Raw genomic sequence first — 23,644 nt, forward strand, 5'->3', positions numbered from 1 at the left:
GTAGTCAGGAACGACGACAGTGCGCACCTCCGGGTTGCACAAGCAACGGGCATCACATGGTTACGAATTGGGCACAGCCACCGCTGCCTGGGGGCGGATCGGGAGGCGGTTGACCGGTCTGCCGGTCGCCGCGCGCACCGCTGAGGCCACTGCGGCCGGTGAGGTGACCACCGGGACCGCGCTCGCGGCCTTCGCGCCGAACGGCGCCACGACGTCCCGCTCCTCGACGAGTTTCACGATGCGAATGTCCGGGGCGTCCAGGGATGTCGGGAGTGCGTAGCCGGTGAAGTCGGGGTGCCGGACCAGGCCCCGGGCGGTGCGGAGGTTCTCGGTGAGGGCGGCACCGATGCCCTGGGTGACGCCGGCCTCGATGCGGGTGGCGAGCTGGGCCGGGTTGAGGACGCGGCCGACGTCCTGGGCGACGGCCATCTCCACGACGCGCACGGCGCCGAGTTCGATGTCCACGTCCACCACCGCGCGGATCGCGCAGAACGCGAGACCGACGAACGCGTCGCCCTGGCCCGCCTCGTCGAGCGGCTCGGTCGGGTGCGGGCGGCACTGGGCGGTGGCCCAGAGCTCCTTGCCGTCCATCGCCTCCGTGACGGTCGTCGACAGGACCCCGTCGTACGAGGTGATCTTGCCGTCGGTGATCTGGAGCAGCTCCGTCGACATGCCGAACTGGTGGGCCAGCGGCTGCAGGAGCTGTGTGCGGACCATCTTCGCGGCCCGTTCGACCGCGCCGCCCGAGACCCAGGTGTGGCGGCCGTGGGCGGCCGGTCCGCCCGGCGGCTGGTCGGTGTCGACGGGGGCCATGTGGACCTCGTCGATGCCGAGGGTGTCCTGCACGATCTGGCGGGCGAGCGTCGCGAAGCCCGAACCGGTGTCCACGGCCGCGCAGATGACCGTCGCCACCCCGTCCTGGACCCGCACCGTCGCCGTCGAGACCTCGTCGGCGCCCTCCGCGCCGAGCATGTGCACCATGCCCAGCGCGTAGCCCACGCCCCGGCGGACCGCGCCGGGTTCGCCCGCACCCTCGGGGCCGCCGGGCAGCAGCCACTCGCCCTCCGGGGTGTCCTTGGGCAGCGGGGGCAGCGGGAAGTCCCGTACGGCGGAGAGGAGTTCGGCCACCGGGGCCGGGCAGGTCACCGTCTGGCCGGTGGGCAGGATGTCGCCCGTCGACATGACGTTCCGCATGCGCAGCTCCGCCGGGTCCACGCCCAGCTTCGCCGCCAGCTTGTCCATCTGCGCCTCGTACGCGGTGCACACCTGCATCGCGCCCTCGCCCCGCACGTGGCCGGACGGCGGGTTGTTGGTGCGGACGGCCCAGCCCTCGACGAAGGCGTGCGGGACGACGTACGGGCCGCAGGCGAAGGCCACGGCCGCCGCGAGCGACTCCGAGGAGGAGTCCGCGTACGCGCCGGCGTCCAGCAGGATCTGCGCCTCCACCTTCACCAGCCGTCCCTCCGCGTCCGCGTGGTGCCGGTAGCGCAGCAGGGTGGGGTGCCGGTGGGCGTGGCCGAGGAAGGACTCCTCGCGGGTCGCGGTGAGCTTGACCGGGCAGCCGGTGCGCAGCGCGAGCAGGCCCAGCGGGATCTGGAAGCCGGGGTCCTCGCGGTCGCCGGTGGCGCCCGGGACTCCGGTCACCACCAGCTTGACCTGCTCGGGCGGCAGGCCGAAGCAGGCGGCGGCGAGGTCCCGGTCGGTGTGCGGGTCGGTGGAGGCGGTGTACAGCTCCACCCCGCCGTCGGGGCGCGGGACGGCCAGCCCGGCCTCGGCGCCGATCGGCGCCGGGTCCTGCCGCCCGATCCGGTACAGGCCCTCGACGACGACCTCGCCGGTGACGTCCGGGTCGCCGAAGCGCAGCGGGATGTGGCGGATCAGGTTGCCGTCGGGGTGCAGCGCCTCGGCGGCGAACGCCTTCTCCGGGTCCGTCACCGGTTCGAGCACCTCGTACTCGACGGCGATCGCGGCGGCGGCCAGCCGGGCCGTGTCGGGGTGGTCGGCGGCGACGGCGGCGATCGCCTCGCCGTGGTGGCGGACCAGGTCGGCGGCGAACACCGGCCGGTCGGCGACCTGTCGGCCGTAGGTCGCCGCGCCCGGCACGTCCGCGGCCGTCACCACGGCCCGTACGCCCGCCATGGCGGTGGCGGCGCTCGTGTCGACGGAGACGATGCGTGCGTGGGGATGCGGGGAGCGCAGGATGGCGGCCCAGAGGAGGCCCTCGGCCCACAGGTCGGAGGCGTACGGGAAGGTGCCCTCGGTCTTGGCCCGCGCCTCGGCCTGCGGGAGGGAGGTGCCGAGGCCGTGGGCGGCCGGCTCCTGGCCCGGGGTCCCGGTGCCGTCGAGGACCGGGATCGTGGGAACGGCGGTGATCGCGTCGCTCACGCCATGCCTCCGTCGTGCGGGTGGGGGATCTGGTGCGGGACCCGGGGCTCGTCGGCGGTCTCGGACGCGGTGGCCGCGGCGCTCGCCTCGCGTTCGGACACGACGTCGCGCACGGCGTCGAGGACGCCCCGGTAGCCGGAGCAGCGGCAGAGGTTGCCCGCGAGCGCCTGGCGGGTCTCGAGTTCGGTGGGGGCGTGGTTGCCCTCCAGGAGGTCGTGCACGGTCATGCACATGCCCGGGATGCAGAAGCCGCACTGGACGGCGCCGCACGCGGCCAGGGCCCGCTGCACGTCCGAGGGCTCGCCGTCGACCGCGAGGCCCTCGACCGTCCGGACCTCGCTCCCGGCGGCGGTCGCCGCGGGGACCAGGCAGGAGGCGACGAGCCGGCCGTCGACCTGCACGTTGCACGCGCCGCACTCGCCCTGCGAGCAGCCGTCCTTGGCCCCGGCAAGGCCCAGGCGCTCGCGCAGCACGTAGAGCAGCGACTCGCCGATCCAGGAGCCGGTGACGGGCCGGTCGGCGCCGTTGACCCGGAGCGTGTACGAGGTGTGGGGGTGCTCGTCGCTGTCGGTGGAGGCGGCGAGGCTCGCGCCGGACGGCTCGGCGGCGGGGGCGGGGACGGTCACGGCCGGCGCGTGCGCCTCCGCGGACTCGGCTTCGCCACCGGTCTCGGGATCGACCGGAGGAGCCCCGTCGGGCCCGTCCACCGCCACCGGCCCGTCGGCCGCCGCGGACCCGTCCGCCACCTCGGAGGCCGCGGACCCGTCGGGGTCGCCGGACGCCGCCGGGGACACCCCGGGTGCCATGGCCGCCTCGTGGAGGGAGGGACCGGACGGGGCCGGTTTGGCACCGGCCACCTCCCGCTCCCCGCCCCGAGCGCCCCCGGAAGCCTCGAACGCCCCGGAAGCCTCGGAGGTCCCGAACGCCTCGGAGGTGTCGGCGCCGACGGCTCCGTCGGCCGCCGGGACCGGCGCGGTCCGACCGGCCTCCTGGCCCGCGACCGGCTCCCCTGCCCCGGCGGGCGCACCGGCGTCGGCACCCACGGAGCTTCCGGCACTCCCGGCGCTTCCGGCACTTCCGGGAGTCCCGGCACCGTCACCGCCGTCCACCGGCGGCTCCGCCGGCAGCGCCCACGGGGCGGGCGCGCCGCCCGGCAGGGTCGCCGGAGCCTCCGCGTAGGGCCGGACGGCCGAGGCGGCGAAGTCGCCGGACTCCTCGGCGGAGCCCGCCCCTTCGCCCGCCCCGGAGCCGTCCGGTACGCCCGGGAACTCCCACTGGCCGGTGGCGCCGGGGCCGGCGGGCGCCGGCGCCTCCGTGAAGCGCCACTCGGCCGTCGCGTGCGGGTCCTGCTCGAGGTGCTCGGCGTACTCCGACCGGCCGGGCTGCCCGGGGGCATAGCCGCCCTGCCCGGGGCCGTACCCGCCGTGGTCGGCGTACCCGGGGTGCCCCTCGTACCCGCCCTGCCCCTCGTACCCGCCCTGCTCGGCGTACTCGGTGCCGTCGAAGTACTGCGTCTGCTCCGCCTGCGTCGGGACGTGGACCGACCACGAGCCGGTCGCCGACGGGTCCGCCGAGGCCTGCGTGAGCGGCTGGAGGGGGGTGATCATCGGCGGCACGTAGCCGTGGCCGGGCGCTTCCAGGGGGACGCCGTCCAGCATGAAGTCGGGCGGCAGCTGGACGAACGCCGTGGCGTCGCCGTCGTACCCCTCGCTCTGCGGGATCGGCTCCCAGCCGCCCTCGTTCCGCTGCTGTTCGTCGCTGCTCACGCCAGTGCCCTCCCCAGTGCCCGTCGGGCGAGTGCGGCGACGGTGCGCCGCAGGTGCAGTACGGCCGGGGGCAACACCTCGTCGCCCGGCGGGTCCGGGATGCAGGCGGCGGCGACGTACTCTCCGAACGCCGCGAGCGCCTCGGGGGCGAGGGCCCGGTCGTTGTCCCAGTCGACCAGCGAGGCGATCCAGCGCTCGGCCTCCAGCGGGCGCAGCGGCATCGGCGCGACGGCGCCGACCGCGCAGCGCACTCCGCGCCGGGCCGGGTCGAGGACGACGGCGACGGAGGCGGTGGCGCGGGCCGGGCCGGTGCGGCCGGTGGCCTTCACGAAGACCTGGGGGGCGTGGAGCAGCGGGACGCGGACGAAGGCGACGAGCTCGCCGGGGGCCAGCAGGTCCCGGCCGGCGAGCAGGTGGGAGACGGGGATCTCGCGGCTGCCGAGCGGCCCGAGGACGATCAGGTCGGCCTCCAGGGCGGCGAGGACCGGCAGCGAGTCGCCGGTGGGCGCGGCGGTGACGACGTTGCCGCCGAGGGTGCCGGCGTTGCGGATCTGGGGCGGTCCGGCGGCGCGGGACGCGGCGGCGAGGGCGGGGATGAGGGCGGCGAAGTCGGGGCGGCCCATGCGGGCGTGGGTGAGGCCGGCGCCGAGCAGCGCGTGGCCGTCCTGGTACTGCCAGCCGCGGATCTCGTTGATGCGGCTCAGGCCGACCAGTCCGGCGGGGCGGAGCTGCCCCTTGTTGACGGCTGCCATCAGGTCGGTGCCACCGGCGACGGGGACGGCGGCCGGCATGGCCGTGAGCGCCGCCACGGCCTCGTCGAGCGAGGCGGGCAGCGTCACGGACTGCGCCGTCTGTGGTGCGTGCGTGGTCAACCCGCTGCCCCTTCCCGGTGTCCCGGTGGTCCCCGACTGTGCCCGGCGGTCGCGCCTGCGTGTGGGCGTACCGTACGTGCTCACAGGCCGGACGTGGCAACTCTGGCACATCTTCCGAGCGGTCCGGCGCGAGGGCCCGCGAAGGACTGTTCCGTCCGGGACGCCCCGACGAGTGACGGTAACTTCCGTTTCGCCGCTCTTGGGTGAAGGGGGATGTCGGGTCCCTCACACGTTCGGGGGCGTGCCCTCCAGGGGACGTCCCAGGATCCCGGGGCGCCGCTGCCGGGGGTGGGGTCCGGCGGGCGGGCGGTAGTCCACGCCGAGGGCGTCCAGGCGCGCGTAGTGGGTGCGCATCCGGCGGGCGAAGGCCGGGTAGTCGCGTGCCTCCGGCGCGGGCAGCTCGGACCAGGCGACCTCGGCGAGGGCGGCGAGGCGGGGGAAGACCTGGTAGTCGACGCGGGACCGGTTCTCCATCACCTCGGTCCAGACGTTGGCCTGGGTTCCCAGGATGTGGGCGGCGGCCTCGGGCGAGAGGCCGGGCGGCACGGGCTCGAAGCGGTAGACGTCCTCCAGGGTGCGGACGTACCCGATGGGCACGGGCTCGTCCTCGCCGGGCGCCTGACGGTGGTCCAGGTACACGTGCTGCTCGGGGCACATGACGACGTCGTGGCCTGCCTCCGCGGCGGCGATCCCGCCGCCGTACCCGCGCCAGGACGAGACGGCCGCGCCCTCGGCGAGGCCGCCCTCCAGGATCTCGTCCCAGCCGATGAGCCGCCGCCCGCGGGCGGCGAGCCAGCGGTCGAAGTGACGGATGAACCAGGACTGGAGCGCGTCCTCGTCGGCGAGTCCGAGTTCCCGGATGCGGGCCTGGGCGGCCGGGGAGGCCTTCCACTGGTCCTTGGGGCACTCGTCGCCGCCGACGTGCACGAAGGGGGAGACGGCCGCCGGGAAGAGGTCGAGGACCTCCTCGAAGACGCCCTCGTAGAAGCGCAGGACGCCCTCGGTGGGGGCGAGGACGTTGGGGTTGACGCCCCAGGTGTCCCAGACGGTGAGGGCGGCCGTGTCGACGACGTCGGTGTTGCCGAGCTCGGGGTAGGCGGCGATGGCGGCCTGCGAGTGGCCGGGGAGGTCGATCTCGGGGACGACCCTGATGTGGCGTTCGGCGGCGTACGCGACGATCTCGCGGATGTCGTCCTGGGTGTAGAAGCCGCCGTGCGGGGTGTCGTCCCAGAGCGGCGAGGCGCGGTGGCCCCACTTGCTGCGGGCCCGCCAGGAGCCGACCTCGGTGAGCCGGGGGTGGCGCTTGATCTCGATGCGCCAGCCCTGGTCGTCGGTGAGGTGGAAGTGGAAGACGTTGAGTTTGTGGGCGGCGAGCAGGTCGAGGTGGCGCAGGACGTCGTCCTTGGGCGTGAAGTGCCGGGAGACGTCGAGCATGAGGCCGCGCCAGCCGAAGCGGGGGCGGTCCTCGACGGTGAGGTACGGGAGGTCCCACGGACCGCCGTCCACCGGGGCCCTGCGGTACGCCCCGGGGCCGAGGAGCTGGCGGAGGGTCTGGGCGCCCCAGAAGACGCCGGCGGGTCCGCCGCCCTCGACGACGACGGCGGCGTCGGGGTCCTCGGTGGTGAGGCGGTAGCCCTCGGGGCCGTGCTCCCGCTCCACGTCCTCGCTCACGCGCAGCCGGATCGCGTGCGGGCCGGTGCCGTCGGGGAGCGGCAGGCCGGTGGCGGCGCCGAGGACGGTGCGGAGCCAGCGTGCGGTGGAGCCGGTGCCGGGCCCGGCGTCGAGGGTGGTCCGCTCGTCGAGCGAGAAGTACCCCGGTGAGTCCCCGCGCACGTCCTGGCGGAGCGGTGCGGGGATCAGGTCCGTGCCGGGGTACGGGTCGGTGGTCGTCGCGTCGGTGGTCATCGCGTCAGTCCTTCACCGCCCCGCCGAGTCCGGAGACCAGGCGGCGCTGTACGAGTACGAAGAAGACGAGGACCGGGACGGTCATGACGGTCGAGCCGGCCATGATGCCTCCCCAGTCGTTCTCGTCGGGCTTGAAGAAGACGAGCAGCGCCATGGGCAGGGTCGACTGCGAGGTGTCGCTGATGATGAACGACTTCGCGAAGAGGAAGTCGTTCCAGGTGGAGATGAACGAGAAGACGCTGGTGGCGACGAGGCCGGGGAAGACCAGCGGGAAGAGGATCTGCCACAGGAACCGGGTGCGGCTCGCCCCGTCGATCTGGGCCTGCTCCTCCAGGGCCTCGGGGACGGCCTTGACGAAGCCGCGCAGCATCCAGATCGCGAAGGGCAGCGAGAAGGCGATGTGCGGGAGGATCAGGGAGCCGAGGGTGTTGAGCTGGCCGGCGTCCCGCATGAGGAAGAACAGCGGGATGGTGAGGGCCTCGACCGGCACCATCTGGGCGACCAGGAACATGATCAGGAGGGTCGTCCGGAACCGGAAGCGGAACCGGGTGACGGCCGTCGCCGCGAGGAAGGCGATCAGCGCGGAGGCGAGGACGACGGTGCCCGCCACGGTCAGCGAGTTCAGGAAGTACCGCCCGAACTCCTGCTGTTCGAAGACGCGCCGGAAGGAGTCGAGCGACGGGGACAGGGTCCACGGGCGGGGCTCGGTGGACTGGATCTCACCGGCCGGCTTGAAGGCCGAGAGGACCATCCAGTAGAGCGGGAAGGCGACGGCGACCGCGACGAGCAGGGTGACGGCCTCGGCGGCGAGACGCCCGGGACGACGGATGCGGAGGGCGTTCGGAACGCTCACAGTTCTTCTCCCTGGCGTCGCAGGAGCCGGAGGTAGACCAGGGTCACGGCCAGCAGGATGAGCAGCATGACGACGCCGATGGCCGAGCCCAGGCTGTACTGGGAGGAGGCGAAGGCCTTCTGGTAGGCGTACACGTTGAGGACGAGGTTCTGGCCGGCGATGCCGCCGCCGTTCGTCATCACGTAGATCTGGGTGAAGACCTTGAAGTCCCAGATGATCGACTGGATCGTGACGACGACCAGGATCGGCCGGAGCATCGGCGCCATGACCGAGCGCCAGATCCGCCACTGCGAGGCGCCGTCGAGGGAGGCCGCCTCCAGGACTTCGGACGGGATGGCCTTGATGCCGGCGTAGACGGTGACCATCACGAACGGGAAGGAGCACCAGACGACTTCGAGGAGGACGAGGGCGAAGGCGCTGTACCGCCCGTACGTCCAGGAGAAGTCGCCGAGTCCGAGGAGCTTGTTGACGGGGCCGAAGTCGGGGTCGAAGAGGAAGACCCAGACCGTGGAGCCGGTGATCGCGGGCGTGGCCCAGGCGCCGAGCGCGGCCATCATCAGGACGAACCGCGGCAGGGCGCGCACCCGTGTGAGGAGGACGGCGAGGGCGCAGCCGACGGCGAGCGTGGTGACGACACAGGCGGCGGCGAAGAGGACGGTGGCGAGGAGGACCTGCCAGAACTGGGGGTCGGCGAAGAGGGTCGTGTAGTTGCCGAAGCCCTTGAAGGAGGTGGGTTCGCCGCCGCTGACCTGGGCCTGGGTGTACTCCAGGAAGGAGATCAGGCCGAGTTGGTAGACGGGGTAGACGAGGAGGGCGCCGAGGACGGCGAGGGCGGGCAGCAGGTACAGCCAGGGGGCCCAGGGGCGGTGGCCCCGGGGGCCGCCCCGGGCCCGCCGGGGGGCGGCCGCGGGCGTGGTCGCCCCCGGCCGCTTCCCGGTGGCGGTGGGCGGGGTGAGCTGGGTGGTCATGCGGCTCAGCCCGCCGGCGCGAAGGCCGCGTCCATCTTCTTCGCGGCGTCGTCGGCCGCCGCCTTGGCGTCCTTACGTCCGCTGACGACCTCCTGGAACATCGTGGGCAGGACGAGGGAGGCGTCGATCTGGCCCCAGCCGGGGGACGCGGGGACGAACCTGGTGCCGGCGCCGAGGGTGTCGATGAAGGGCTTCACGAAGGGCTGCCGCTGGGCGGCGGCGGTGCGGACGTCGGTGAACGTGGGGAGGAAGCCCATGGCGTCGAAGAGCTTGGCCTGGGTGTCCTTGCCGGTGAGGGAGGTGAGGAGGTCGACGGCGAGGCTGCGGTAGGAGGTGCTCTTGAGGACGCCGATGTTGTTGCCGCCGGCGAAGGCCGGGGCGATGGAGCCGGGGGTGGTGCCGGGCAGCGGGACGACGGCGTACTTGCCCTTCACGGTGCCGGCCTCGACGGCGGCGTGGCTGAAGTCGCCGCCGATGGCCATGGCGGCCTTGCCGGAGGCGAAGGCGGTGACGGTGGCGTTGCCGCCCATCTGGGCGCACTTGGCGGCGGGGCAGTTGTCGTCGCCGAAGAGCGAGGTGTAGGTGCTGATGCCCTTGACGGCGGCGTCGCTGTTGACGGCGGCCTTGTAGGAGTCGCCGTCCGCGGTGGCGAGTTCGCCGCCGGCGGCCCAGACGAAGGGCATGGCGCCGTAGGTGTAGGCGCCGCCGACGGCGATGCCGTACAGCTCGGGCCGGGCCTTGTGGATCTTCTTGGCGGTGGAGACGAGTTCGGCCTGGCTCTTGGGGGCGGTGAGGCCGAGGTCCCGGAACACGTCGGTGCGGTAGTAGAGGGCGCGGACGCCGACGAACAGCGGGGCGCCGTAGACCTTTCCGCCGACGGTGACGGACTGCCTGGCGGTGGGGTCGGTGTCCTTGGCCTCGTCCCAGGCGCCGAACTCGGCGCTGATGTCGGCGAGTCCGCCGTCCTTGACGTATCCGGCGGTGTCGGTGTTGCCGTACTCGATGAGGTCGGGCGCCGACTCGGGGTCGTTGAAGGCGGCCTTGACGCGCTGGGCGCGGGTCTCGACGGGGATGTACTCGACCTCCACCTCGACGCCCTCGTGCCGCTTCTCGAAGGCGGCGACGGCCTGGGAGACGACCTGCTCCTTGGGCTTGTTGCTCACCTCCTGGAAGAGCCAGACCCGCAGGGTGCCGGTCTTCTCGTCCGCCGTGGCCTTGCCGTCGGACGTCTGGGGCGCGCAGGCCGTGGCGGTGAGGCCGGCCAGCAGGAGCGCCGCGGCGGTGGCGGTGACGGGGGTGCCCCCTGCTCGGGCGAGGCCGAGAGCTCGGGGGAGGGCGGAAAGCTTCATGTCGGATCCCCTCCGGGTGCGTGCGTTGCAACATGCGCAATGCGCGTTTCGTTCTGCACAACACGCGTGAGGTTAGGCGTGCCCGCGGTGACCCGACAAGAGGTCTCGACCACCTCAACCACTCCGTGACCGGCGGATGCATCCTGCGCAACGGCCGCCGGGGGCCCGGAACGACGAAACGGCCCCCGTCACGCGTACCGGAGTACGCGTGACGGGGGCCGCCCCCGGTGTTCCGGAGCGTCAGGACACCGCTACTTGTCCTTGCCGCCCTTGTCCTTGTCGCCACCGCCGGCGCCCATGGAGTCGTAGATCTCCTTGCACATCGGGCAGACCGGGTACTTCTTGGGGTCGCGCCCCGGTACCCAGACCTTGCCGCACAGCGCCACGACGGGGGTGCCGTCGAGGGCGCTCGCCATGATCTTGTCCTTCTGGACGTAATGGGCGTAGCGCTCGTGGTCGCCGTCACCGTTGGACACCTGCGGCGTCGGCTCGACGAGGGTCCCCGTACCTGCCCCGCGCTCGGGCTCGAGAGTGCTCATAACCGCCAAGGGTACTGAAAGCCGGGCCCCTCAGTTGAGCGAGGGATCGTCCGGGTACGTCGCGATCATCGCGAGCTCCCCGCGCTGCCTCCGGAGGACCTGTCGCCAGAGCGTCTCGGGCTGCGGGGAGGAGACGTCGCCGGGCTCCGACTCCACCACGTACCAGGCCCCGTCGCCCAGCTCGGTCTCCAGCTGACCGGGTCCCCAGCCCGCGTACCCGGCGAAGATCCGCAGCGAGCCGAGGGCGGGTCCGAGCAGCTCGGGCGGGGTCTCCAGGTCGACCAGGCCGATCGCCCCGTACACCCGACGCCAGCCGAGCGGCCCCTCGTCGCCGGGGATGACGGCGACCCCGAGGGCGGCGTCGAGGGAGACCGGTCCGCCCTGGAAGACGACGCCGGGTTCGCCGGCGAGGCCGGCCCAGGGGGCGAGGATGTCGCCGACCGTCACCGGTGTCGGCCGGTTGAGGACCACGCCGAGCGAGCCCTCGTCGTCGTGGTCGAGCAGCAGGACCACCGCGCGGTCGAAATTCGGGTCCGCGAGGGCGGGGGTGGCCACGAGCAGCCGTCCTGTGAGCGAGGACACCTCGGTCATGCGACACATGATCCCGCATCTTCCGGCTTCGCGGGCGGTCTCGGAGGGCACGGAGGGGGCGATGTCCGGAACTCGCCGACCGCCGCAGTTCAGAGGGGACGCGGCGGGCCCGCGGCGGCGCCCTGACGACGGAAGCGGACGGTGACGCTCCGCAAGATCACGGGAACAGAGGGTGTTGTGCCGAATTCATTACATCTGACGGGGCACCCGGAGCACCCGGGAGGGGTCTCATGGACCCTTACCCTTTTCACTGGCCACCCGACCGACCCCACTCCGGAACGCGAGATTCATGACCGGCACAGACAGCCATGATGTACTGCTCGTCCATGGCGGAACCCCGCTGGAGGGAGAGATCCGCGTCCGCGGCGCGAAGAATCTCGTGCCCAAGGCGATGGTCGCCGCCCTGCTCGGCAGCGGCCCGAGCCGACTGCGCAATGTGCCCGACATCCGTGACGTCCGCGTGGTCCGCGGACTGCTCCAGCTGCACGGAGTGACGGTCCGCCCGGGCGAGGAGCCCGGTGAGCTCGTCCTCGACCCGACGCACGTCGAGTCGGCGAACGTCGCCGACATCGACGCCCACGCCGGGTCGTCCCGCATCCCGATCCTCTTCTGCGGTCCGCTGCTGCACCGTCTGGGCCACGCCTTCATCCCGGGCCTGGGCGGCTGCGACATCGGCGGCCGGCCCATCGACTTCCACTTCGACGTGCTGCGCCAGTTCGGCGCCACCATCGAGAAGCGGGCCGACGGGCAGTACCTGGAGGCCCCGCAGCGCCTTCGCGGTTGCAAGATCCGGCTCCCGTACCCCTCGGTCGGTTCGACCGAGCAGGTGCTGCTGACGGCGGTGCTCGCCGAGGGCGTCACCGAGCTGTCGAACGCCGCCGTGGAGCCCGAGATCGAGGACCTCATCTGCGTGCTGCAGAAGATGGGCGCGATCATCTCCATGGACACCGACCGGACCATCCGGATCACCGGTGTCGACCGCCTCGACGGCTACACCCACCGGGCGCTCCCGGACCGCCTGGAGGCGGCCTCCTGGGCGTCCGCGGCGCTCGCCACCGAGGGCAACATCTACGTGCGCGGCGCCCAGCAGCGCTCGATGATGACCTTCCTCAACACCTACCGGAAGGTGGGCGGTGCCTTCGAGATCGACGACGAGGGCATCCGCTTCTGGCACCCGGGCGGCTCGCTCAACGCGATCCACCTGGAGACCGACGTGCACCCCGGCTTCCAGACGGACTGGCAGCAGCCGCTGGTCGTGGCGCTGACGCAGGCCTCCGGCCTCTCCATCGTCCACGAGACGGTGTACGAGTCCCGGCTCGGCTTCACCTCCGCGCTCAACCAGATGGGTGCCCACATCCAGCTGTACCGCGAGTGCCTCGGCGGCTCCGACTGCCGCTTCGGCCAGCGCAACTTCCTCCACTCGGCCGTCGTGTCCGGGCCGACGAAGCTGCAGGGCGCCGACCTGGTCATCCCCGACCTGCGCGGCGGCTTCTCGTACCTGATCGCGGCGCTCGCGGCCCAGGGCACCTCCCGGGTGCACGGCATCGAGCTGATCAACCGCGGCTACGAGAACTTCATGGACAAGCTCGTCGAGCTCGGCGCCAAGGTCGAGCTCCCGGGCAGCGCGCTGGTCTGACCGGCCGTACGCGCGCGGGGACCGGCTCCCCGCGCGCACCGGCCGTCCGGGGCCCGGGGGACCGCTCCCCGGGCGCGCACCGGGCGCGCACCGGGCGCGCGACGGCCTGCACGGGCCTCTGACGGGCAAACGGAAGGGCGGCCACCCCCTGACAGGGTGGCCGCCCTTTCTGTGCCTCCAGGCTGCTTACGCGGCCTTGGCGGCCTTACTTGCCCTTGGCGGCTTCCTTGAGCTTCGAGCCCGCGGAGACCTTCACGCTGTAGCCGGCCGGGATGTTGATCGGGTCGCCGGTCTGCGGGTTACGAGCGGTGCGAGCGGCACGGTGGGTGCGCTCGAAGGTCAGGAAGCCGGGGATGGTGACCTTCTCGTCGCCCTTGGCGACGACCTCACCGACGGTCTCGGCGAGAGCGGCCAGCACGGCGTCGGCGTCCTTGCGGGTCACCTCGGCGCGGTCGGCCAGAGCGGCCACCAGCTCACTGCGGTTCATGTTGTTACTCCCGTGTTCTTCTTGCCTGTGAGGCGTGCCACGCGGCGGAAGCCGCGTGATTGGGTACAGCGAAGCCGATGCTGCCAGGGCCTTCGGACAGTCCCCGGACCCGGGTCTAATGACAGACCCTCGCGCCCAAACACGCATCCTGCCCCCACCAGCGGCGGGAACGCCAATCCGGCACCCCCTGGGGTCACACGAAAAGCGCCAGAGCCCCGTGGTGGTGACGTTCTGTCGACTCCGCGAAAACCATGCGGAGCCGAAAAGCCACCCTAAAGGCGGGTTTACGACTCCGCGAATCGCGACGCGCCGTCAGCGCCCGGTCGCCGCCGGGCCGCCGGCCGCCGCCTTGGCCGCGTTGCGCACGGCTCCGGCGACCGCGCCCGCGACCTTGTCGTTGAAGACCGACGGGATGATGTAGTTCGGGTTCAGCTCGTCCTCGGTGACGACGTCGGCGAGGGCCGAGGCCGCCGCGAGCATCATCTCCGTGTTGACGGTACGGGACTGGGCGTCGAGGAGGCCGCGGAAGACACCCGGGAAGACCAGCACGTTGTTGATCTGGTTGGGGAAGTCCGAGCGGCCGGTGGCGACGACGGCGGCCGTCTGGCGCGCGGCGGCCGGGTCGACCTCCGGGTCCGGGTTCGCGAGCGCGAAGACGATCGCGCCCTCCGCCATCGCGGCGACGTCGTCCGCGCCCAGCAGGTTCGGGGCCGAGACGCCGATGAAGACGTCCGCGCCGACGACGGCCTGCTTGAGGGTGCCGGTGACGCCCTCGGGGTTGGTGTTGTCGGCGATCCAGCGCAGCGGCGAGTCGGCCGGGGCCTCCACGAGGTCCTCGCGGCCCGCGTGCACGACGCCCTGGATGTCGGCGACCACGGCGTGCTTCACACCCGCGGCGATCAGCAGCTTCAGGATGGCCGTGCCGGCCGCGCCGGCACCGGACATGACGACCCGTACGTCGCCGATGCCCTTGTTGACCACGCGGAGCGCGTTGGTCAGGGCGGCGAGGACGACGATGGCGGTGCCGTGCTGGTCGTCGTGGAAGACGGGGATGTCGAGGGCCTCGCGGAGCCGGGCCTCGATCTCGAAGCAGCGGGGCGCGGAGATGTCCTCCAGGTTGATGCCCGCGAAGCCGGGGGCGATCGCCTTGACGATCGCGACGATCTCGTCGGTGTCCTGGGTGTCGAGGCAGATCGGCCAGGCGTCGATGTCGGCGAAGCGCTTGAACAGGGCCGCCTTGCCCTCCATGACGGGCATCGCGGCCATCGGGCCGATGTTGCCGAGGCCGAGGACGGCGGAGCCGTCGGTGACGACCGCGACGGTGTTGCGCTTGATGGTGAGGCGGCGGGCGTCCTCGGGGTTCTCGGCGATGGCCATGCACACACGGGCGACGCCCGGGGTGTAGATCATGGAGAGGTCGTCACGGTTGCGGATGGGGTGCTTGGCCGCCATCTCGATCTTGCCGCCGAGGTGCATCAGGAACGTACGGTCGGAGACCTTGCCCAGGACGACGCCCTCGATGGTGCGCAGCTGGGCGACGATCTCGTCGGCGTGCGCGGTGGAGGTCGCGGCGATGGTGACGTCGATGCGGAGCTTCTCGTGGCCGGAGGCGGTCACGTCGAGGCCGGTGACGGATCCGCCGTGGGACTCCACCGCCGTGGTGAGCTGGGAGACCGCGGTCCCGCTCGCGGGAACCTCCAGCCGGACCGTCATCGAGTACGAGACGCTGGGCGCCGTTGCCATGGCCGAGTTCCTCTGCTTTCCCTGAGCTTCGTTGCTACGCCGCCCCGGCTGGTTGCCCGGTGGCGCCCTCCGATGGTCGCACCTACCTGCCGGTAGCAGGTAATGCGGTCATTTCGTTTTCGGAAAGTAGTTTCCACCATACGAGAAGTGCCGGGGAAACAGAAGAGGCCCCCGCCACCTGGGGTGACGAGGGCCTCGACTTCGTACGTACGTCTAAGTGGCACCGACCCGCCATGCTCGCCTCGCGGCAAGTGGTCCCTCTGAGGGACGAAGGTTGGGCCCGGGGGCTTGGATCGAGCCGGTGCCACGACAAGGCTAACAAACCACCCTGGTCGGTGATTCCAGCGCCACAGGTTGACCTGAAATCGGTGTCCCCGGCTCCGGCGGACCGGCCCCTCGGGCAGGGGCGGGTCAGTCCCTCAGCAGGTCCGGGACCCCTGCCTCGTCCGGCATGTCCGCAGCCGCGGCGACCACCGTGAGCTGCTGCGTCGCCCGGGTCAGGGCCACGTAGAGGACCCGCAGGCCGGCCGGGGACTCGTCCGCGATCTCGGCGGGCGAGACGACGACTGTGGCGTCGTACTCCAGGCCCTTCGCCTCCAGGGAGCCGAGCGCCACCACCCGGTCGCCCAGTTCGGCCAGCCAGCGGGCCGCCTCCTGACGCCGGTTCATGGCGACGACGACACCGACGGTGCCCTCGACCCGCTCCAGCAGCAGCCGCGCCTCGGACCGAACAGTTTCGGCCAGGTCGGGCTTGCCACCGACCTCCCGAACCCGGACGAACCGGGGCTCGACGCCCGTCGAGCGGACCGCGCGGGGCGACTCCTTGCCCGGCATGGCGAGCGCCAGCACCTTGGCCGCGAGCTCGGCGATCTCCGCCGGGTTGCGGTAGTTCACGGTCAGCTCGAAGCGGCGCCGCGGCCGGGACCCCAGGGCCTCGTCGCGGGCCGCCGCCGCCTCGTCGGGGTCCGACCAGGAGGACTGCGCCGGGTCGCCGACGATCGTCCAGGTGGCGTGCCGGCCGCGGCGGCCGACCATCCGCCACTGCATGGGCGTGAGGTCCTGCGCCTCGTCGACGATGACGTGCGCGTACTCCGTGCGCTCCGCCGCCAGCCGCTCGGCCCGCTCGCGCTGGGTCTCCTCGCGCACCGGCATGAGCTCCTCCAGGCCGGTGAGCTGGTCGAGCGGGTCGTACTCGCGCTTCTTCCGGGGCCGGGACGGGGCGCCGACCAGGGTGTGGAGCTCGTCGAGGAGCGCCACGTCGTGGACGGACAGCTCCGTGCGGCGCAGCGAGCGGGCGAGCCGCCGCACCTCGCCCGGGTTGAGGATGCGGCGGGCCCAGCGGCCGAGCCGGCGCTCGTCGGACATCGCGTCGAGGACCCGGCGCGGGGTCAGCTCGGGCCACCAGGCGTCGAGGAAGCCGAGGAAGGCGTCCTCCGTCGACACGTCCTCGTCGAAGGAGGAGCGCAGTTCGGCGGCGAGCTCGGGGTCGCTGTGCCGGCCGGCGGCGCCCGACTTGGCGTACAGCGCGTCCAGGAGCAGCCGGCGGGCGCGCGGGCGCAGCAGGTTGACCGGGGCGGTGCCGCCGAGCACGTTGTGCCGGATGCGGCGCAGTTCGTCGGCCTCCAGCTCCAGGCGCCGGCCGAAGGCGACCACCCGCAGCCGGGTGGGGGTGCCGGCGGGCGCGGCGGACTCCTCGGCGCCGTCCGGGTCCTCGCCGAGGGCGAGCTGGGCCTGCCCCTTGGGCGCGGGCGTCTCCAAGGCGCCGCGGGCGGCCTTGCGGAGCACGTGCAGCATCCGTGAGGAGCCCTTGATCCGGGCGACGGCCGGCTCGTCGTAGGCGGTGGCCTCGGCGCCGTCGACGAGGCTGCCGACGGCGCGGATCGCGACCTGGCCCTCCTCGCCGAGGGAGGGCAGGACGCCCTCGGTGTACGAGACGAGCAGCGGGGTCGGCGAGACGATGAGGATGCCTCCGGCGTACCGCCGCCGGTCCTGGTAGAGCAGGTAGGCGGCCCGGTGCAGGGCCACGGCCGTCTTGCCCGTGCCGGGCCCGCCCTCGACGTACGTGACGGAGGCGGCGGGGGCGCGGATGACGAGGTCCTGCTCCGCCTGGATGGAGGAGACGATGTCCCGCATGGTGTGGCTGCGGGCCTGGCCGAGGGCGGCCATCAGGGCACCGTCGCCGATGACGGGCAGCTCGTGCCCGTCCAGGCTGGCGCGGAGCTCGGGACGCATCAGGTCGTCCTCGACGCCGAGGACCTGGCGGCCCTTGGAGCGGATGACCCTGCGCCGGACGACCCGGCCGGGATCGACCGGCGTGGACCGGTAGAAGGGCGCGGCGGCGGGCGCCCGCCAGTCGATGACCAGCGGCGCGTAGTCGGAGTCGAGGACGCCGATCCGGCCGATGTGGAGGGTCTCGCCGATGTCGGCGGTGTTGTCGGGCCGGACGGCGTCCTCGGCGGGCTCGACGGAGGTGTAGGCCCCGTCGGGTCCCTTCTTGCCGTCCTTGCCGTACAGCAGGTCGATCCGGCCGAAGAGGAAGTCCTCGAACTCGTTGTTGAGCCGGTTGAGGTGGATGCCGGCCCGGAAGACCTGGGCGTCGCGCTCGGCGAGGGCGCCGGGCGTGCCGACCTGGCCCCGCTGGGCGGCGTCGTTCATCAGGAACTCCGCCTCGTGGATCTTCTCCTCCAGTCGGCGGTAGACGTGATCCAGATGTTCCTGCTCGACACCGATCTCACGGTCTCTGACCGTGTCCACGGCTTCCTGCGCGGCCACCTAAGGCCCCCTTCTGACGTGCACTGGGCAGCCGTCGAGCGTACGCCACCGGCCCCCACTGTGTCAGGCGAGACCCCCGAACCGGGTCGCGTTCCTCCGTCCCCTCCAGCCGTCGTCCGTCGCCGTCAGTCGCCGTACTTGGCGTCAGCCGCCGGGTCGAGCGCCAGCCGGTACCCCCGCTTCACCACCGTCTGGATCAGCTTCGGCGTGCCGAGTGCCGCCCGCAGGCGGGCCATCGCCGTCTCCACCGCGTGCTCGTCGCGTCCCGCGCCCGGCAGCGCGCGCAGCAGGTCGGCGCGGGAGACCACCCAGCCGGGGCGGCGGGCGAGGAGCCCGAGGAGGGCCATGCCGGCGGGCGGCACGGGCCGCAGGGCGCCGTCGACGAGGACGGCGTGCCCCCGGACCTCCACCCGGTGCCCCGCGACGGGCAGCGCCCGTGAGCGGGCCGGCAGCTCCGTGCAGAGCAGCTGGACCAGCGGTCCGAGCCGGAACCGCTCCGGCTGGTACGTGTCGACGCCCTCGGCCTGGAGCGCCAGCGCCGTCACGGGCCCCACGCAGACCGCGAGGACGTCGTGCCGCAGGGCGGCGACGAGTTCGGCCCGTACGCCCCTCTCCCCCGCCCGCGACAGGAGCGACACGGCGGCGGGGGCGCTGGTGAAGGTGACCGCGTCCAGGCTCCCGGACAGGACGGCGTCGAGGAGCCGGTCGAGCGGTCCGATGTCCTCCGGAGGCATCCAGCGGTAGACGGGCACGCCGACGACCTCGGCGCCGCCGGCCGTGAGCGCCTCCACGAAGCCGGGCAGCGGCTCCCCGTGCAGCTGGATCGCGATGCGCCGGCCCGCCACGCCCTCGGCGAGCAGCAGGTCGAGGACCTCGGCCATGGACTCGGAGCCGGGCGACCAGGACTCGGTGAGTCCGGCGGCCCGTACGGCTCCCTTGACCTTGGGTCCCCGGGCGAGGAGTTCGACGTCCCGCAGGACGGCGAGGAGTTCCTGCCCGCATCCCCAGCCCTCGGCGGCCTCGACCCAGCCCCGGAAGCCGATCGCCGTGGTGGCGATCACGACGTCCGGGGCGTGGCCGATGAGCTCCTTGGTGGCGGCGAGGAGGTCGGTGTCGTCCGCGAGCGGCACGATCCGCAGGGCCGGGCCGTGGACGACGGCCGCGCCGCGCCGCCGGAGCAGCGCGATGAGTTCGTCCGCGCGGCGCGCCGCGGTGACGCCGACCGTGAAGCCGGCGAGGGGGCCGGCCGCGGTGCCCTGTTCTTGCTGCTCGTCCATGGGGTCAGAGCCTGACGGGAACGCGTGACGGTCTCGGTTCGCGCGTATTTCCTGATCGTTACGGTCCGCGCCGGGCACCGGACGTCACACCTTCGCGTAGCCGGTCCGGGCCTCGGACCCGGTGGCGTCCCCGGCGTCCCGCGGGACGGTGGCGGGGACGGCGGCCGGAGCCCGAAGGTATACCGCCCAGGTGACGGCCATGCAGGCCGCGTAGAAGACCAGGAAGGAGACGAAGGCGGCCGTGCCGGTGCCGGAGGTCTGGAAGGACTGGCGGAAGGCGAGGTTGATGCCGAGTCCGCCGACCGCGCCGACCGCGCCGATGAGGCCCATCGCGGCCCCGGACAGGCGTCGCCCGTAGGCCTCGGCGGCGTCGCCCGCGAGGCCCTTGCGGTGCCCCTGGGCGAGGAAGATCGCCGGGATCATCTTGTAGGTGGAGCCGTTGCCGAGGCCGCTGAGGACGAAGAGGCCGATGAAGCCGACGAGGAAGACGGTGAGGGACTCGACGACGGAGGCGTAGATCACCACGCCGGTCGCGGCGGCCATGGCGGCGAAGGTGGCCAGGGTGATGCGGGCGCCGCCGTGCCGGTCGGCGAGTGCTCCGCCGACCGGGCGGATGAGGGAGCCGAGGAGCGGTCCGACGAAGGTGAGCGAGGCGGCCTGGAGCGGGGTGCGGCCGAACTGGGTCTGGAGCACGAGGCCGAAGGCGAAGCTGTAGCCGATGAAGGAGCCGAAGGTGCCGATGTACAGGAAGGCCATGATCCAGGTGTGGCGGTCGCGGACGGCCTCCTGGGCGGCGCCGGTGTCGTTCCTGACGGGGGCGAGGTTGTCCATGAAGAGCGCGGCGCAGACGGCGGCGAGGACGATCAGCGGGAGGTAGACGCCGAGCACGATCCGCGGGTGCAGGGCGCCGGCCGTGCCGATGACGAGGAGGCCGACGAGCTGGACGACGGGCACGCCGATGTTGCCGCCGCCGGCGTTGAGCCCGAGCGCCCAGCCCTTCTTGCGGAGCGGGAAGAAGGCGTTGATGTTGGTCATGGAGGAGGCGAAGTTGCCGCCGCCGACGCCCGTGAGCGCCGCCACCAGGACGAAGGTGGTGTACGAGGTCCCGGGCTCCATCACGGCGAAGGCGAAGCCGGTCGGCAGCAGGAGCAGCAGGGCGCTGAGGATCGTCCAGTTGCGGCCGCCGAAGCGGGCGACGGCGAAGGTGTACGGGACGCGGATCAGCGCGCCGACGAAGGTCGCGGTCCCGATCAGGAAGAACTTGCCCGCCGGGTCGATGCCGTACTGCGGCCCCATGAAGAGCACCATGACCGACCACAGGCTCCAGACGGAGAAGCCGATGTGCTCGGAGAGGACGGAGTAGAGCAGGTTCCGCCGGGCGATCCGCTCCCCCTTCTCGCGCCAGAAGTCCTCGTCCTCCGGCTCCCACCGCTCGATCCACCGGCCGCCCATGTCGTACCTCCGCGGGTGTCGGGTCCGGGGACGTCCACTGCCCCGGTCCATCCGTCCCCCGACCCTAGGGAGGGCGCGTTTCGGCCCGGTGCCCGGAGGTGACGTCGGCGGAACCTTGCTCTCACCCGGCGTGCGCGGGCCGTGTGAGCGCCCCGGGCGCCGCCGGCAGTCCGGGCTCGTCCTCCGGCAGCCAGGATCCGGCGGGGCGGTGGTGCCAGCCCTCGCGGGCGCCGATCTCGGCGGCCGCGGTCCGCAGGGCGTCCAGCCCGGGGTGGCGCAGCCCCTTGCGCCACACCAGGCTCACCGGTGAGAGGGGTACGGGGTCGACGAGCGGCCGCAGCACGGAGCCCGGCATGGGCGGGAAGTCGACGACGGCGAGGACCGGGTGGCGGTGCTTGGCCATGATGCGGCGGAACTCCTCCTGGCCCACGGCGAGCGGCGCGGGCGGGGAGATCTCGATGCCGCGGCCGGCGAAGAGGCGGGCGGCGAGGTCGGTCCACTCGCGTGTCCGGTCGTTCCCCGCGCCCGCGTAGATCCGTTCCCCGGCGAGGGCGGCGAGCGGCACCTCGGACAGGGCGGCGAGCGGGTGGTCGTCGGGGAGGATGACGGCCATCCGCTCGTACCGCACGAACTGGGAGTCGAGTCGCGCCCGCGTCCCGGCGTCCAGTCCGCCGTACCGGCCGAAGGAGGTGTCGATCCGTCCGGCGAGCATCTCCCGTACGGCGCCGGTGAGTCCGCTCTCGTAGCGGGCCATCAGCTCCTGGTCCGGGGCGAGTTCGCGGGCCCGGCGCAGCACCTCCTCGGGGGCGAGGCCGGGGCTGTTGAGGTCGACGAGGAGGGGCCGGGGCGTGGCCCGGAAGGCCTCGGTCAGCTCGTCGTGGGCGGCCAGCACCCGGAGCGCGTACGGGAGGAGGCGCTCGCCGTCCGGGGTGAGGGACACCTGCCGGGTGGTCCGTACGAAGAGCTCGGTGCCGGTCTCGCGCTCCAGGCGCCGGATGTCGCGGCTGAGGGCCTGCTGGGCGAGGTAGAGACGGGCGGCGGCGCGGGTGAAGTGCAGTTCCTCGGCGACGGCGGTGAAGGCGCGCAGGAGCCGGGGGTCGAGGTCGCGCGGTGCGGCGGACGGCGGCCGGGGGGAGGGTACCGGGGAGGACATCGCCGCATTCAACAACACAGGCGCGTGAATGGCCACCGAACAGGTGTTGGACCCGCTCGCCCCCCTGCGGCGAGCCTTGGTCCATGCCTCAACCGGACCTCCTCCTCACCCCGGCGGGCCCGGGCCTCGCCCCCCGTCACCGCGACCACACCGGCCCCGCGTGCCACGACCCGGCTCCCCGCCCCGACCCGCGCGGCCGCCGCCGCACCGCCGCCCGCAACCCCTACCTCCGCCTCTTCGACCTCCCCGGAACCCGCGCCTTCGCCGCCGGCAACCTGATCGCACGGCTGCCCATGGGCATGTTCGGCGTCAGCGCCGTGATCATGATCGCGGCGGCGTACGGCTCCTACGCGCTGGCGGGCGGCGTGATCGCCACCGGAATGGCCGCCGGGGCCGTCACCGCCCCCTGGATCGCCCGGCTCGTCGACCGGTACGGCCAGGCGCGGATCGCGGTCCCCGCCACCGTCCACGCGGTCCTGGGCCATCTGGTCCTGCTGCTCTGCGTCCACGAGAAGGCCCCCGCCTGGGCGCTGTTCGCCGTCACGGCGCTCACCGCCACCGCCCCCAACACGGGCGGCATGTCCCGGGCCCGCTGGGCCCACCTCCTCAAGGGCGACCCGGACGCCCTGCACACCGCCAACGCCTTCGAACAGGCCACCGACGAACTCTGCTTCATGCTCGGCCCGGTCGTCGCCGCGCTGCTCTGCTCGACGCTCTTCCCCGAGGCCGGCACCCTCGTCGGCGCGACCCTGTTCCTCACCGGCATCCTGATCTTCGCGGCGCAGCGCTCCACCGAGCCGCCGGTCTCCCCCCGCACGGCGGCGGGCTCCCCGCTGCGCGCCCCCGGCATGGCGCCGCTCCTGGCGGTCTTCCTGGCCACCGGGGCGGTCTTCGGCTCCATGGAGGTGGTGACCGTGGCGTTCGTGGACGGGCCCGTCGCCGGCCCGGTGCTGGCCCTCCAGGCCGCGGGCTCCTGCGCGGCAGGCCTCCTCTACGGCCGCGCCCGCCGCACGGCCCGGCTCCGCACCTGCCTGGCCGCGATGGCCGCCCTGATGACGATGCCGCTGCTCGCGGCCTCCACCGGGTCGACGGCCGCGCTCGCCGCCGGGCTGCTCCTCGCGGGCATGGCGACGGCCCCGACGATGGTGACGGGCATGGGCCTGGTGCAGCGCCTCACTCCGGTGTCGCAGCTCAACGAGGGCATGACGCTGGCCGTGACCGCCCTCCTCGGCGGCATCGCGGCCGGTTCCGCGACCGGTGGCTGGGCCGCCGACCACGCCCCCTTCGCCGCCTTCGGCTTCCTCGTCCCGGCCGCGGCGGCCGCCCTCGCTCTGGCCGTCTGCGCGGTGGCGCGGGCGGGCGCCCGGACATGACGAAGGCCCGGCAGTCGGTGACTGCCGGGCCTTCGCCCACATGGGATGAGGTGTCCGGGAGGCGGGCCTCCTGGACGCTCGGTGGAGATGGCGGGAATCGAACCCGCGTCCAACGGTACGGAAACAGGGCTTCTCCGTGCGCAGTCCGCTACGAGTTTCTCAGCCCCGGAGATCACGCGGACAAGTCTCCGACGGGCTCAGTCACTGTTTGATTTCCCCCCTGCCCCCGTGACCGGGGCAGGAGGTTTAGATCCCTTGATGACGCCAGGATCCGGGTCGGGACCACCCCCGGGCTGACGCTCCTCACAGAGGCTTCTTGTCGTTACCTAAGAATTAGGCAGCGAGGGCGAAGCGGGAGTTATCGCTCTTGGAGTTGGCGATTATTGGTTGCGACATATGGTTAACGAGATCATTGCCGCTTCCTCGACACGCTTCCCCTGCATCGGTATCCGCTGTCGAAACCGATCATCCCCATGTTGATTTTTCAAAGCACACCCCTTGCGGGGTGGGCACGGCCCATCGT

At 72.9% G+C, this 23,644-nt stretch carries 17 protein-coding genes and 1 other RNA gene; 2 read left to right on the plus strand and 16 right to left on the minus strand.

Features of this window, described 5'->3' with window-relative positions; all coding sequences use genetic code 11:
• Positions 1–60 precede the first annotated feature (60 nt).
• From ACF09E_RS08155 to ACF09E_RS08195, 9 genes are all read right to left on the minus strand, one after another.
• Positions 61–2,385, minus strand: a complete 2,325-nt coding sequence (locus tag ACF09E_RS08155) for a xanthine dehydrogenase family protein molybdopterin-binding subunit (protein WP_392204386.1) — start codon at positions 2,383–2,385, stop codon at positions 61–63.
• The gene (locus tag ACF09E_RS08160) at positions 2,382–4,151 is read right to left on the minus strand and encodes a 2Fe-2S iron-sulfur cluster-binding protein (protein ID WP_392204387.1); all 1,770 of its coding nucleotides are present in this window, start codon (positions 4,149–4,151) and stop codon (positions 2,382–2,384) included. Before ACF09E_RS08160 ends, ACF09E_RS08155 begins: the two co-directional genes overlap by 4 nt.
• Positions 4,148–5,023: an FAD binding domain-containing protein gene (locus ACF09E_RS08165; protein WP_392204388.1), complete on the minus strand. Its 876-nt coding sequence runs from the start codon at positions 5,021–5,023 to the stop codon at positions 4,148–4,150. Before ACF09E_RS08165 ends, ACF09E_RS08160 begins: the two co-directional genes overlap by 4 nt.
• Before the next feature lie 225 nt (positions 5,024–5,248).
• Entirely contained in the window at positions 5,249–6,928 is a 1,680-nt protein-coding gene (locus tag ACF09E_RS08170) for a beta-N-acetylhexosaminidase (protein WP_392204389.1), read from the minus strand.
• Positions 6,929–6,932: 4 nt separating this feature from the next.
• Entirely contained in the window at positions 6,933–7,781 is an 849-nt protein-coding gene (locus ACF09E_RS08175) for a carbohydrate ABC transporter permease (protein WP_392204390.1), read from the minus strand.
• Positions 7,778–8,749 (minus strand): carbohydrate ABC transporter permease, encoded by a 972-nt coding sequence (locus tag ACF09E_RS08180; protein WP_392204391.1) that lies wholly within the window; start codon positions 8,747–8,749, stop codon positions 7,778–7,780. Before ACF09E_RS08180 ends, ACF09E_RS08175 begins: the two co-directional genes overlap by 4 nt.
• A 5-nt stretch (positions 8,750–8,754) precedes the next feature.
• The gene (locus ACF09E_RS08185) at positions 8,755–10,098 is read right to left on the minus strand and encodes an extracellular solute-binding protein (RefSeq protein ID WP_392204392.1); all 1,344 of its coding nucleotides are present in this window, start codon (positions 10,096–10,098) and stop codon (positions 8,755–8,757) included.
• Between the two features lie 251 nt (positions 10,099–10,349).
• Positions 10,350–10,637, minus strand: coding sequence for a DUF3039 domain-containing protein (locus tag ACF09E_RS08190; RefSeq protein ID WP_361862690.1), 288 nt, complete (start codon positions 10,635–10,637; stop codon positions 10,350–10,352).
• Positions 10,638–10,667: 30 nt separating this feature from the next.
• On the minus strand, positions 10,668–11,228 hold the full coding sequence (locus ACF09E_RS08195; protein ID WP_030324470.1) for a YqgE/AlgH family protein: 561 nt from the start codon (positions 11,226–11,228) through the stop codon (positions 10,668–10,670).
• 289 nt (positions 11,229–11,517) lie between these two features.
• Between ACF09E_RS08195 and murA the strand changes: the two genes are divergently transcribed.
• Positions 11,518–12,864 (plus strand): UDP-N-acetylglucosamine 1-carboxyvinyltransferase, encoded by a 1,347-nt coding sequence (gene murA / locus ACF09E_RS08200; RefSeq protein WP_388798238.1) that lies wholly within the window; start codon positions 11,518–11,520, stop codon positions 12,862–12,864.
• A 205-nt stretch (positions 12,865–13,069) separates the two neighbouring features.
• On the opposite strand, the gene ACF09E_RS08205 is transcribed toward murA, so the two are convergent.
• From ACF09E_RS08205 to ACF09E_RS08230, 6 genes are all read right to left on the minus strand, one after another.
• Positions 13,070–13,351, minus strand: a complete 282-nt coding sequence (locus ACF09E_RS08205) for an HU family DNA-binding protein (protein ID WP_017237029.1) — start codon at positions 13,349–13,351, stop codon at positions 13,070–13,072.
• Between the two features lie 312 nt (positions 13,352–13,663).
• Entirely contained in the window at positions 13,664–15,094 is a 1,431-nt protein-coding gene (locus tag ACF09E_RS08210; protein ID WP_388798235.1) for an NAD-dependent malic enzyme, read from the minus strand.
• 411 nt (positions 15,095–15,505) lie between these two features.
• Complete coding sequence (locus tag ACF09E_RS08215) at positions 15,506–17,866, minus strand: HelD family protein (RefSeq protein ID WP_392204393.1); 2,361 nt, start codon at positions 17,864–17,866, stop codon at positions 15,506–15,508.
• Between the two features lie 125 nt (positions 17,867–17,991).
• On the minus strand, positions 17,992–19,143 hold the full coding sequence (locus tag ACF09E_RS08220) for a uroporphyrinogen-III synthase (protein WP_392204394.1): 1,152 nt from the start codon (positions 19,141–19,143) through the stop codon (positions 17,992–17,994).
• An 84-nt stretch (positions 19,144–19,227) separates the two neighbouring features.
• Positions 19,228–20,595, minus strand: coding sequence for a nitrate/nitrite transporter (locus tag ACF09E_RS08225; RefSeq protein ID WP_392204395.1), 1,368 nt, complete (start codon positions 20,593–20,595; stop codon positions 19,228–19,230).
• A gap of 121 nt (positions 20,596–20,716) precedes the next feature.
• Positions 20,717–21,748, minus strand: a complete 1,032-nt coding sequence (locus ACF09E_RS08230; RefSeq protein ID WP_392204396.1) for a LysR family transcriptional regulator — start codon at positions 21,746–21,748, stop codon at positions 20,717–20,719.
• 83 nt (positions 21,749–21,831) lie between these two features.
• Between ACF09E_RS08230 and ACF09E_RS08235 the strand changes: the two genes are divergently transcribed.
• Entirely contained in the window at positions 21,832–23,121 is a 1,290-nt protein-coding gene (locus ACF09E_RS08235; protein ID WP_392204397.1) for an MFS transporter, read from the plus strand.
• Positions 23,122–23,200: 79 nt separating this feature from the next.
• Here ACF09E_RS08235 and ssrA read toward each other — a convergent pair.
• Positions 23,201–23,594: a transfer-messenger RNA gene (ssrA, locus tag ACF09E_RS08240) on the minus strand.
• Between the last annotated feature and the right edge of the window lie 50 nt (positions 23,595–23,644).

Source organism: Streptomyces sp. NPDC014891 (genome assembly GCF_043081085.1).
Lineage (GTDB): Bacteria > Actinomycetota > Actinomycetes > Streptomycetales > Streptomycetaceae > Streptomyces.

Bases quoted from the DNA above. Each gene is read 5' to 3' on its own strand.
- ACF09E_RS08170 (WP_392204389.1), bottom strand. From the start codon at position 6,928: ATGACCACCGACGCGACGACCACCGACCCGTACCCCGGCACGGACCTG.
- ACF09E_RS08180 (WP_392204391.1), bottom strand. From the start codon at position 8,749: ATGACCACCCAGCTCACCCCGCCCACCGCCACCGGGAAGCGGCCGGGG.
- ACF09E_RS08185 (WP_392204392.1), bottom strand. From the start codon at position 10,098: ATGAAGCTTTCCGCCCTCCCCCGAGCTCTCGGCCTCGCCCGAGCAGGG.
- ACF09E_RS08190 (WP_361862690.1), bottom strand. From the start codon at position 10,637: ATGAGCACTCTCGAGCCCGAGCGCGGGGCAGGTACGGGGACCCTCGTC.
- ACF09E_RS08195 (WP_030324470.1), bottom strand. From the start codon at position 11,228: ATGACCGAGGTGTCCTCGCTCACAGGACGGCTGCTCGTGGCCACCCCC.
- murA (WP_388798238.1), top strand. From the start codon at position 11,518: ATGACCGGCACAGACAGCCATGATGTACTGCTCGTCCATGGCGGAACC.
- ACF09E_RS08205 (WP_017237029.1), bottom strand. From the start codon at position 13,351: ATGAACCGCAGTGAGCTGGTGGCCGCTCTGGCCGACCGCGCCGAGGTG.
- ACF09E_RS08210 (WP_388798235.1), bottom strand. From the start codon at position 15,094: ATGGCAACGGCGCCCAGCGTCTCGTACTCGATGACGGTCCGGCTGGAG.
- ACF09E_RS08220 (WP_392204394.1), bottom strand. From the start codon at position 19,143: ATGGACGAGCAGCAAGAACAGGGCACCGCGGCCGGCCCCCTCGCCGGC.
- ACF09E_RS08225 (WP_392204395.1), bottom strand. From the start codon at position 20,595: ATGGGCGGCCGGTGGATCGAGCGGTGGGAGCCGGAGGACGAGGACTTC.
- ACF09E_RS08230 (WP_392204396.1), bottom strand. From the start codon at position 21,748: ATGTCCTCCCCGGTACCCTCCCCCCGGCCGCCGTCCGCCGCACCGCGC.
- ACF09E_RS08235 (WP_392204397.1), top strand. From the start codon at position 21,832: ATGCCTCAACCGGACCTCCTCCTCACCCCGGCGGGCCCGGGCCTCGCC.